This window comes from Streptomyces sp. NPDC058231 (assembly GCF_042882275.1).
GTDB lineage: Bacteria > Actinomycetota > Actinomycetes > Streptomycetales > Streptomycetaceae > Streptomyces.
The window spans coordinates 1-10116 of record NZ_JBHVWN010000124.1 but is presented as its reverse complement, the minus strand read 5'-3'; the positions used below and the strand labels follow the sequence as shown (position 1 = coordinate 10116).

Below are 10116 nucleotides of genomic sequence, written 5' to 3'. Positions count from 1 at the left end.
GACCCGCCCGGTCCGGGGCGCGCCGTCCCCCTCGGCCGCCCCCGGCCCGGACCCGATGCACCGGTGTGACACGGCCGGCCCGGTCGCGCGGCTCCGGGACGCGGCCACGTACTACGGAATCAACTCCGTCGCCTCGCGCTGGTGAGGGATCGTGACAGGCGCCGCGCCCGGCTGCACGGTCACGGTGCGCGTCGGTGCGGGGACCGAGATGCCCTCGGCCCGGAACCGTTCGTGCAGGCGCTTGATGAACTCGTGCTTGATCCGGTACTGGTCGCTGAACTCGCCGACCCCCAGAATGACCGTGAAGTTGATCCTGGAGTCCCCGAACGTGTGGAACCGGACGGCCGGTTCGTGGTCGGGCACGGCGCCGGTGATGCCGGTCATCACGTTCTCGACGACTTCGGTCGTGACGCGCTCGACGTGTTCCAGGTCGCTGTCGTATCCGACACCCACCTGGACCGTGATCGACAGCTGCTGTTCCGGCCTGCTGAAGTTGGTCATGTTGGTACCGGCGAGCTGGGCGTTCGGAATGATCACGAGGTTGTTCGACAGCTGACGCACCACGGTGTTACGCCAGTTGATGTCGACCACGTAGCCCTCCTCGCCACTGCTGAGGCGGATGTAGTCACCGGGCTGCACCGTCTTCGCGGCGAGGATGTGCACACCCGCGAACAGGTTGGCCAGGGTGTCCTGCAACGCCAGAGCGACGGCCAGACCCCCCACGCCGAGGGCGGTGAGCAGCGGCGCGATGGAGATGCCCAGCGTCTGGAGCATGACGAGGAAACCCATGGCCAGCACCACGACCCGCGTGATGTTGACGAAGATCGTCGCCGATCCGGCCACCCCCGATCTTGACTGGGCCACCGACCGCACCAGACCGGTGATCACCCGGGCCGCCGTCAGTGTCCCGGACAGGATGAGCAGTGCGGTCAGCGCCATGTTCACGTGGTGCCCGGCCCTGGCGGTCAGCGGGAGCGCCGTGGCGGCCGCCGCGGCGCCGGCGGCCACGGCAGCCCAGGGGACCAGGGTCCGCAAGGAGTCGACGATGACGTCGTCACCGCTCCATCGTGTCCTGCGGGCGCGTTCGCCCAGCCAGCGCAGCGTCATGCGCAGCAGGAGGCCCGCCGCGACGCCGGCTGCCATCGCGATACCGGCGACGATCAGGTCGTGCAGGGTGAGGGCCCGGTTCACCGCTCCGCCCCCACTGCCCGGGGTACATGACTGATGGGGGGAACCGTCGCCGTTTCAGGGCGCCGGACGGGATGCTTCGTCACCGTTCTACCTGCTCGTTTCTCGGGTGTGCGGTCGCGCCGGGAGACACGGATGTACCAAGTGGGATCCGACGCGACCGCTCATCCTGCCGTATGCGATCGAACGCACTGCGGCGGACCCTGCTCCGGTACGCCACCGTGGAAACGCTGACGGCAGCTCAGGGCGCGGGTGACCTCCGCGGTTCGTGAGGTCGGCGGGCTCGACCGCCGGCCCGGATGCGGCGCCGCGGAGATCTCAGCCGCAGGCGGCTATGAGCAGGGCTTCGGCGACGGCGGTACGGGCGTAGAGGACGGAGCGGCCTGCACGATGGGGGCTGACCAGACCCGCGTCGCGCAGCGCCGTCAGAAACTGGGACACCGCGGCCGGCGAGAGCCCGGTGCGCTGCGCCAACCTGGTGGTGGACGCCGGGGTGTCGAGTTCGGTCAGCAGACGGGTCCGGGAGCGGCCGAGTACGGCCGCGAGAGCTCTCGCGTCGGCGGGCCCGGGCTCCCACAGCGAGCCGATGCCGCGCGCAGGGTAGGCCAGCTGCGGCGGTTCCGGCGGCGCCGTGCGGGTGAGTGGGACAGGTCCGGTGAAGGCCGAGGGAATCAGCAGCAGCCCGGTGCCGGCCGCCTCGCGGGACAGCGGGTTCTTCCGGCGGCCCAGTCGAAGCGCGTTGTCGCCCCAGCCGACCGAGGTGTGCAGGTCGTTGAGGAGGTGCACTGCGCCGTGTTCGGCTACCTGTCGGGCCCGGTGGAAGACATCGGCGTCGAGCACGGTGCGGATCCGTGCCCAGTACGGCGCCACCGCGAGATCCCAGTAGGTCTCGATCTCCTCGGTGACCCGGGCCATGTGCGTGGAGGGCTGGGCGTACAGGGTCCGCAATCGTGTGTCGAGCCGTCCCTGCTCGTGCCGGAGTCGGTCGAGGTCCCGGCGTACCCGGTCGGCCGGAGCCGCCAGGATCCCGACCAGTTCCGCCGCCAGCGTCGGAGCCGGCCCGGCAGGCGCCGGGTTGAGGAAGTCGGGGACGTAACTCGCGGGCCGGATCAGCTCGGCCAGCCACCCCCGGTCCAGTCCGGCGGTCGCCACCCGGGGCCTGACCTGCTCGATCCAGCGACGGTGCACGGGGTGCCCCGACCCCGAGTTCAGCAGTTTGAAACTGGTCCCGACCTCCCACATCGGGGAGACGGCGAAGCGCATCTGCGCCAGATCGTCCGCCGAGAACTCCAGCTCCGCCGGCACAGCCGCCTCCGAGGGTCAGCGAGGATTCGGGAATACCTTAATCAATGGTGGGTGGTCCCGTCGCCCGGCGATCATTCCGGCATGACCAAGGAGACCATCACCGCGGCCGCATCGGGCACTTGGCAGCTCGGCGACCTGACCGTCAACAGGATCGGGTTCGGCGCGATGCGCCTGACGCAGAACGGCGAGGCGTTCGCCGACGGCGCCGTGCCGAGTGACCGGGGCCGGGCGATCGGAGTGCTGCGCCGAGCGGTCGAGCTGGGCGTGAACCACATCGACACGGCAGCCTTCTACTTCTCGCGGCTTCGCTCGGCCAACGAGCTGATCAATCAGGCGCTGGGCCCCTACCCGGACGACCTCGTCATCTCCACCAAGGTGGGTCCGGGTCGTGCCCCCTCAGGGGAATTCCTGCCGCACGCGACTCCGGAGCAACTGCGCGGCCAGGTGCATGAGAACCTGCGCCAACTCGGCCGCGACCATCTCGACGTGGTGAACCTGCGCATCATCGGAACCGATTCGATCGCCGAACGGTTCGGCGCGCTGGCCGATCTGCGCGAAGCCGGCCTCATCCGCCATCTCGGACTCTCCAACGTCCACCCTCATCACGTCACCGAGGCCCGGGCCATCGCGCCGGTGGTCTGCGTACAGAACCGGTACGGCATCGGCATCCGGCCCGATCACGACGAGTTCCTGCGTACCTGCGGCCGGCAGGGCATCGCATTCGTGCCGTTCTATTCGATCGCCGGCACCGGGGGTCAGGCAGGTACGAAGGGTGAGAGGCGCGACGAGGTGCTTGCCATCGCCCGGGCTCACGGGGCCGGTGCCGCACAGGTCCGGATCGCGTGGACGCTGCACCGCGGGCCGCATGTGCTGGCCATCCCGGGCACCGGAGACCCCGACCACCTGACGCAGAACGTGGCAGCCGGTGCCTTGCGCCTCTCCGAGGACGAACTCGCCGTCCTGGACGCACTCCACCACGAAAGGGAATGAACCAGCTCCTCCGAGGCCGACGCACGCCGTAGCGGCGCGGGCGTTCTGTCTGATGGCACATCAACTCCGTATGACCGCAGGCCCGGTGGCCGATCTGCAAGGAGATACGGAGAAGCACCCATACAGCGGGATACAGAAGAGGAAATCGGGTAATATCCGCGCACGGTGTGGCTGGAGCGGGCAACCGCCCACGGTGTGGGGGATGTTGATGATCCGAAATTGCATGGTGGCGCTCGGGGTGGTAATGCTCGCGAGCGGATGCGGCAGCTCGTCCGATCATGACGGGCCGACCGTGGCGGACTCGCCGCCGGCAAGCTCGTCGGAGCCCACCTCCGACGCAGGTTCGCCCACCCCCGACGCCTCCGGCTCCTCCCCGTCCGTGGACCCCGCCGATCAGGAATCGGCCGAGGAGGCGCCCTCTCCCGAGGACAGCACTCCGTCCGACGAACAGGACGCCACCGACGGCGGCGGCTCCGGCAGTGATGACGAGCGGACGACGGGATCCCAGGTCCTGGACTGCGGCACCGTCCCCGGCAGCGGCACGTTCACCGACCCTCTGCAACTCGGCGTCGTCGGCGGCTCCGTGACCGCACGCGGCTGCGCCCCGCTGACCTCCGGATCACCGTTCAACGTCCGGTACTTCTCGTTCACTCTCTCCACCGCACCGGGTGCCAATGCTCACGCCGGGGCGGCCTTCACCATCACTCCGGACGCGCTCGGTCCCGTCTACCCGGCCATGTCCAGTACCCGGCCCCCAGGCTGTTCTTGAGAACCCATCCGCCGGGAAGGACTGTGACCGGGTGCCCTGCTCCGCTCCCGGGGCCGTCCGGGTGCACGCGAAAGGCTGCCCGCCTACTCCGTTGAGGTGGTTCGTCGGGTGAACCTCTGCGGCAACCCGCCGTGATGGTGCGGCGCCGATGTGGCGCGATGTGTTCACGCGCCACGCGTCGTCGTGTCGTGGGAACCCCCGGCCGGGGCCCGAGCGGCGCAGGCGTGGGGAGGGGGAGGTCGTGCCCGGGAGGCGCGAAACCTCTCGTTAACATGACTTTACGTGTGGGATAGGTAACACATGGCGACTCCGGCGCTCCGTAGTCACACTCGTACGCCTAGGTCCATGGTGGATGCATCTATTTGCTCCACTGCGAAGCGGAGGCATCATCATGTGCGGCATCACCGGCTGGGTCTCGTACCGGCGCAACCTGCCCGAGCACACCGGCACCCTGGAGGCCATGACGCAGACGATGGCCTGCCGGGGCCCGGACGCCGGCGGCGTATGGACGGCGCGGCACGCCGTGCTCGGACACCGCCGGCTCGCTGTGATCGACCTCCCCGGCGGGGCTCAGCCGATGGAGATCGACACCGAGGACGGCCCGGTCGCCCTGGTGTACTCGGGCGAGGCGTACAACTTCACCGAGCTCCGTACCGAACTGCGCGCTCGCGGCCACCGGTTCACGACCGACTCGGACACCGAGGTCGTGCTCCGGGGCTACCTGGAGTGGGGCAACGCTCTGGCGGAACGCCTGAACGGCATGTACGCCTTCGCCGTGTGGGACTCCCGCACCGACCGGCTCCTCATGCTCCGCGACCGCATGGGCATCAAGCCCTTCTACTACCTGGAGACCGACGACGGTGTGCTCTTCGGCTCCGAGCCGAAGGCCATCCTCGCGAACCCTCTCAGCGCGCCGGTCGTCGGGCTGGACGGTCTGCGGGAGATCTTCTCCTTCGCGAAGACTCCCGGTCACGCCGCGTACGAGGGCATGCGCGAGCTGCGCCCCGGGCACCTGGCGATCGTCGACGTCAACGGGCTGCGTGAACGCCCCTACTGGTCCCTGGAGGCAGGGGAACACACGGATGACCGGGACGCGACCGTCGCCCATGTGCGTGCGCTGCTGGAGGACACCATCGCCCGGCAACTGGTGGCCGACGTACCGCGCTGCACGCTCCTCTCGGGCGGGCTGGACTCGTCTGCCCTCACCGCGCTGGCCGCAGCACACCTGAGCGCCTCCGGCGAGACGGTGCGCAGCTTCGCCGTCGACTTTCCTGACCAGGACAAGCACTTCCAGGCCATGGACATCAGCCCCACCCAGGACACCCCCTACGTCCACGCCATGGCCGACCATCTCCAGTGCGACCACAACGACATCGTGCTGGACGGTGCCGCCCTCGCCGACCCGGAGGTCCGGCGGGCCGCCATCGGCGCCCGGGACCTGCCCCTGGGGCTCGGCGACCGGGACAACTCTCTCTACCTGCTCTTCAAGGCGGTCCGCGAGCACTCCACCGTCGCGCTCTCGGGGGAGTCGGCGGACGAGGTCTTCGGCGGCTATCCGTGGTTCCACGACGACCGGCGCGACGCCGACACCTTCCCGTGGCTCGCCGGTTCCGCCTTCGGCACCGCGCGCGTGCTCGCCCCCGACCTTGCGCACACCCTCGACCTGGACGGCTACGTCCGGGACCACTACCGCACCGCCATCGCCCAGGCCCCGGTGAAGGACGGTGAGACCGGCCTGGAGAAGCGCATGCGTCAGGTCTGCTACCTGCACCTCACACGCATGGTGCAGAGCCTGCTGGACCGCAAGGACCGGCTGAGCATGGCCGTCGGGCTGGAGGTCCGGGTGCCCTTCTGCGACCACCGGCTCGTGGAGTACGTGTTCAGTACACCTTGGGCGCTCAAGACCTTCGACGGCCGGGAGAAGAGCATCCTGCGCGCAGCCACCCGCGACCTGCTCCCCCGGTCCGTCGCGGACCGCAAGAAGAGCGGATACCCAGGCAGCTTCGACCCCGCCTACCTCACCGCGATCCGGTCCCAGGCCGCCCAACTGCTGGCCGACGACCACCCGGCCCTGGTCCTGTGCGACCGCGCCCTGCTCACCGCGGCCACCCGGGCCGGAAGCGAAACCGCCGACCAGCAGGACCGGGTGCTGCTGGAACGGGTGCTGGACCTGGCGACCTGGTTCGATCTGCGTTCGCCTGTTCTGAAGCTGAACTGACGGACCACGGGGTGGCAGCCAGGGCGTTCCCCGGCTGTCCTGGCTGCCACCCGCTACCTTCCTCACATGGAACGGGCCACCATGCTGAGCAGCCTCGCCGCGCGCGGCACCGACACCGCCCCGCAGCGACTCACCGAACTTGCCGCCGAACTCGACATACCGGCCGCAGACCTTCTCGTTGTCGCGGGCCACCGGGTACCGGCGGAACTCCTTCCCCCGGAGCGCGACGCCAGAGCCATGAGGCAGTTCGCATACCGCGTCAGTCACTGCGACCACTCGCAACTCGCCGCACTGGAGACTTTCGTCCGTTCGCTGCCCCGCGTCACTGTTCCAGAGCCCTTCGTGCAGCCGACGTGGCCTGGCCGCCGTCCCGCCGAAACCAGGTTTGCCGCCGTGCTCGGCGAGTTGATCCGCAATCGCGGCTTCGGCATCCGCGAACTTCCGTTCATCGGACTGTCTCTCAGTACGCTCCACGGGATGGTGTGGCGCTGGGACCCGAGTCCACACCGCCGGCAGCAGCTGACTGCCGTGGCAGGTCCGCTGGGCTGGACCCTGCCCGATCTCTTCGCGGTCGCCGATGAGCCGTACTCGGACGAACTCCGCCCGCTGCTGCACTGCCACCACCTCGGGCGGGTCTTCGCGGCAGCCGTCCCCTTGACCACCGCGCAGCTGATCGAGACCGCGGAGCAAGCAGATCGACTCGGCGTGCGTGGGGACGACGGTGTATGGCAGCCCGTCTCGCAGGGCTCTGCCGAGAAGTGCCCGGACTTCCCCTGAGGGCAAGGACTGCCTTGGTTCCTTCCGCACGGTCTCGCAGGCGAACCGTCGCGGGTCGCAGTTCCGCCCATGCGAGCAGGCCCTGGGAGCGAGTCGGTGAATCGTAAGAGCGCTCCTGTAGTTCTCGATCTTCCTGACAGCTGGCATCAAAGTGACCGAGCGGCCGCCGGAGCCGGCCTCACCGCTGCCGCGCTACCCGCAGCCGAAAACCTTCCCGGTATCGCGGCCGTGCCCATCACCGAGCCCCGCATCGTGCACCGCACCGAACTCCTCCACCCCCGCACACCCATCACCCCGGTCGCTGAACTCCTCGACCCCCTGCGACCAGGGTGAGCACGGTGGATCTGCCGGAGGGCGCCGTGCCAGGGTGGCGAACCGTACGGCGAAACGGTTGCGCACGTCGGTGCTTCTCTGCACTTCGCTCGAATGGGTGACGAGGCATGTGGTGGGCATGGCAGTCTCCATTTCTGACGGATCCGCTCATGGGTTGCTGCAAGGTGGGGAGGCGGCCGGTGCTGGGGATGTCCCCACTTCCACGTCGGCTGCGGGAAGAAACATCTGCTGGATGCGCGCGTGCTGGCTTGCCCAGGCTCTGTCGTGCTGCTGGGGCGAGACGGTGTGGCCCATGCCCGGGGCAGTTGAAGCCGTTATTTCCGCTCATGCGCGGACGGGCATCGCCTAGCCTGCTCTCCATGCCCGACAACACCACGCACGTGAAGCGTGACGACCGGCCTGAGGAATCCCGGCGAGTGCGCCTGAGCCAGACGTTCGACGAAGATGCGGAGTTGTACGACCAGGCCAGGCCCGGCTACCCGCCGGAGCTGTACGACGACCTTGCGGAGTTCGCCGGTGCCTGCCCGGGCAGCCGAGTACTGGAGGTCGGCTGCGGGACCGGGCAGGCCACGATGCCGCTGGCCGAGCGAGGCTGTCGGATCACGGCGGTCGAGGCAGGACCGAGCTTGGCCGCAGTTGCCCGCCGTAACCTGAACGGGGCCGCGGGGGTGGAGATCGTTACGGCGGACTTCGAGAGCTGGCCTCTTCCGGAGGAGTCGTTCGACGTGGTCTTCGCAGCGACCGCTTTTCACTGGATCGACCCCGCGGTAAGAATGGCGAAGGCTGCCGAGGCGCTGCATCCGGACGGGGCGCTCGCCGTGGTGCGGACCCAGCATGTGAGGGGTGGTACCGAGGAGTTCTTCGTCGAGGTTCAGCGCTGCTATGAGCGGTTCGATCCGGACACGCCGCCTGGGTTGCGGCCTCCGGAAGCCGCCGACATCGACTGCTCGGACCACGCCCAGGAGGTCGTGCAGAGCGGTGCGTTTGGTCCCACGGTCTTCCGCCGTTACGAACGGGACCTCACGTACACCACGTCGGAGTATCTGAGGCTGCTTCAGACCTACTCCGGTCACCGTGCTCTTTCAGAAACTGCCAGGAACGGCCTGCTGGGGTGTATTGCAGGCCTGATCGACGGGCGGTACGGCGGTCGGGTGACCAAGCGGTATCTCATCGAGTTGGCGGTGTCGCATCGGCGGTGACGCCGTTTGGCACGCCGTGGCACCCTCCGTTGGCCACAGAGCACGAGGGGGCGAAAGGTCCAGTCTGTGATGGCTCCGCTCAGGAGGCGCAAGGCTTGCTGGCCACAGGTGATGGAGTTTCACGGATTCTCCCTCCCCCTGCGAGGTTTTGGGATGCCGAGGTCGACGGGCGGCCGCTGGTCTCGGCGTTGCGTTTCGTCGCGCTTGGCACGGAGGAAGGAGAGGGTGAGGTCGATGCCTTCGATCTCACCGGCCCAGCCCTCAGCTTCGGCGCGTGCTCGGCGGTCGAGGAGGTCGCTCTCCAGCTCCGCGAGACGGGGCAGCATCTTGGGGTTGACATGCAGCATCGGACGCAGGCGTGCTCGTGCTGGCAGGGAGTGCCGTAGGGCCGGCCGCAGGAGCCGAGCTCAACCTTGCGGCGATCGAAGTGCTCCTCGAACTCGGCCCACTCGTCCGAGGTGGTGTCCCGGTATTCGCCGGCGGGCCGAGCCTGTCGGCGCTGGTGGATGTGGGCCTGGTAGTGACGAACCACGTCTTCGTTGAAGACGGCGACGTAGCCGCGGGTGGTTTGGACGTTGAGATGGCCGAGCAGCGCGGCTCCGATGTGGATGGGGAGCCCGCTGTTGACGAGCTCGGTGATGAAGATCCGACGGAAGTCGTGCGGGGTGAACCTCAGTTCCCGGAACGCTGGGTGCGTCTCTGCAAGGGCCTGACCGCGGCTAGAACTCCAGCAGAGCCCGGTCGCGCTCGCACCCCATCCGTTCGAACAACTCGTCCCACAGCAGGTCGGGAATCGAGCGTGGCGGCCGGTCAGCCACCTTCTGCCGAAGCCGTGCCCGGCTGACGACCACCTGGGGCTCCAACGGGCTGCGGTGGGCCAACGCACGGCGCCGCTGCGGCGACACCGGGACCAGATTGACCACGGGACCGTTGCCCTGGTGCGCGTGGAAGTCATAGAAGCCGCTGACCACCGACAGCGCATGGTTGATCGTCCGGGGCGCGTATCCGGCCCGTAGATGAGGCTTGCCTGTGCGAAGGTTCACTGATCCCGGCACCTGTCCGCCGGGCTTGGAAAGATGGCGCTGCGGGTTGCTGGCAGTGCGCAACCACCCCGCTAGCACCGCGACTTCGGCCTCGGTCGCTTTCTCCCAGGACACCCCGAGCAGCCACAGAAGCCGGAACCACCGCAGTACCCCGTACCCGTAGCTCCGCACGGTCAGGGGGCTGCAGTCGTTCAGCGCGAGGGCGTGTTTCGAAAGTCCCGCCTGCTCGGCGACGTCTCGCACGCACGCTCGCCGCGTTGTCGGGATCACCCCGATACATCCAGTATCGGGGCG

General features: G+C 68.7%; 8 protein-coding genes and 1 pseudogene. 5 read left to right on the top strand and 4 right to left on the bottom strand.

Features of this window, described 5'->3' with window-relative positions; genetic code table 11:
* Window positions 1–111 precede the first annotated feature (111 nt).
* Both ACFVXE_RS38005 and ACFVXE_RS38000 read right to left on the bottom strand, forming a co-directional pair.
* The gene (locus ACFVXE_RS38005; RefSeq protein WP_389678270.1) at window positions 112–1191 is read right to left on the bottom strand and encodes a mechanosensitive ion channel family protein; all 1080 of its coding nucleotides are present in this window, start codon (window positions 1189–1191) and stop codon (window positions 112–114) included.
* Window positions 1192–1506: 315 nt separating this feature from the next.
* Window positions 1507–2493 (bottom strand): ArsR/SmtB family transcription factor, encoded by a 987-nt coding sequence (locus ACFVXE_RS38000; RefSeq protein WP_389678268.1) that lies wholly within the window; start codon window positions 2491–2493, stop codon window positions 1507–1509.
* An 81-nt stretch (window positions 2494–2574) separates the two neighbouring features.
* Between ACFVXE_RS38000 and ACFVXE_RS37995 the strand changes: the two genes are divergently transcribed.
* The 5 genes from ACFVXE_RS37995 to ACFVXE_RS37975 all read left to right on the top strand — a co-directional run bounded on the left by ACFVXE_RS37995 (window position 2575) and on the right by ACFVXE_RS37975 (window position 8779).
* A complete protein-coding gene (locus tag ACFVXE_RS37995) occupies window positions 2575–3483 on the top strand; it encodes an aldo/keto reductase (RefSeq protein ID WP_389678266.1) in 909 nt (302 codons plus the stop codon).
* Between the two features lie 202 nt (window positions 3484–3685).
* Window positions 3686–4252, top strand: coding sequence for a hypothetical protein (locus ACFVXE_RS37990; protein WP_389678264.1), 567 nt, complete (start codon window positions 3686–3688; stop codon window positions 4250–4252).
* Between the two features lie 391 nt (window positions 4253–4643).
* A complete protein-coding gene (asnB, locus tag ACFVXE_RS37985) occupies window positions 4644–6470 on the top strand; it encodes an asparagine synthase (glutamine-hydrolyzing) (protein WP_389678262.1) in 1827 nt (608 codons plus the stop codon).
* Between the two features lie 66 nt (window positions 6471–6536).
* Window positions 6537–7247, top strand: a complete 711-nt coding sequence (locus ACFVXE_RS37980; RefSeq protein ID WP_389678260.1) for a hypothetical protein — start codon at window positions 6537–6539, stop codon at window positions 7245–7247.
* A 692-nt stretch (window positions 7248–7939) separates the two neighbouring features.
* Entirely contained in the window at window positions 7940–8779 is an 840-nt protein-coding gene (locus tag ACFVXE_RS37975) for a class I SAM-dependent methyltransferase (protein ID WP_389678258.1), read from the top strand.
* A 119-nt stretch (window positions 8780–8898) separates the two neighbouring features.
* Here ACFVXE_RS37975 and ACFVXE_RS37970 read toward each other — a convergent pair whose 3' ends face one another.
* On the bottom strand, window positions 8899–9126 hold the full coding sequence (locus ACFVXE_RS37970; protein WP_389678256.1) for a recombinase: 228 nt from the start codon (window positions 9124–9126) through the stop codon (window positions 8899–8901).
* A 372-nt stretch (window positions 9127–9498) separates the two neighbouring features.
* A pseudogene (locus tag ACFVXE_RS37965) lies at window positions 9499–10116 on the bottom strand (site-specific integrase); the annotation flags it as partial.